This window comes from Candidatus Phycosocius spiralis, assembly GCF_030158815.1.
GTDB lineage: Bacteria > Pseudomonadota > Alphaproteobacteria > Caulobacterales > Aquidulcibacteraceae > Aquidulcibacter > Aquidulcibacter spiralis.
In genome coordinates, this window is sequence record NZ_BPFZ01000032.1 from 1 (window position 1) to 955 (window position 955).

Consider the following 955-nt stretch of genomic DNA (forward strand, 5'->3'; position numbering starts at 1 on the left):
TCTAGGGTCACGCCCCGTTGATACGCCCATAGATCCATGTCCCGCGAGATGAACTCGCTGCCATTATCTACACGGATGACTTTGGGATAGCCGATGACCCTGCACGTTTTTTCCAGTGTCGCAACGACGTCCTCTCCACGATAGCTGAACCGGGGATCTATAACTGGCGACATCCGCGAATGGGTGTCCACGACTGTCAGGATACGCAACTTGCGCCCAGTCGCCAGCTGGTCGTGAACAAAGTCCATCGCCCACACATCGTTGGGACAGACGGCTGGCGCGCGATCTTCCCGTAGCTTCGCTTTCACCCGCCGTTTCGGCGTCTTGTTTCTAAGCTGCAGGCCCAACTCCCTGTAAAGACGATAGACTTTCTTCATGTTCACCAACCAGCCGTCACGGCGTAGGATGAAATAGACACGCCTATAGCCGTAGCGGAGATGGGTCTCACAAATCTCTTTGATGCGGGACTTTAGGTCGGCCGGATCGGTGCGACAGGACTGGTACTGATAGGTTGATCGATCAAACCCCAAAGCCAAACATGCCCTGCGGATCGTGACCTGCCAGTCCTGCCGGACAGCGTCGATAATCGTACGCTTGCGATCCGGCCTCAGAGCTTTCGCTTGAGGACGTCCTGAAGCATCGCCCGATCCAGCGTCAGATCCGCAACGATCTTCTTCAACCGATTGTTTTCATCTTCCAACTCTCGCAGCTTACGCATTTCAGACGGCATAAGACCCGCATAACGCTTCTTCCAGTTGAAGTATGTTGCCTGGCTGATACCTGCCTTGCGACAGATCTCCGCGACTGGCGTTCCTTCCTCGCCTTGCTTCACGACGAACGCTTTCTGGGCGTCCGTGAACTTCGATGCTTTCATGCCAAACCTCCTCGTCCAGCCAAGGAAAATTACGGCACAAAACTCTAATTCCAAATGGTCCAAGTCTCAGGTGGCAGAGCA

The 955-nt window shown here is 54.6% G+C and carries 1 pseudogene; it reads right to left on the minus strand.

The features are described 5' to 3' along the window. Nucleotides 1-874 (minus strand): annotated as a pseudogene (locus PsB1_RS11760) (IS3 family transposase); the annotation flags it as partial. Nucleotides 875-955: the final 81 nt, after the last annotated feature.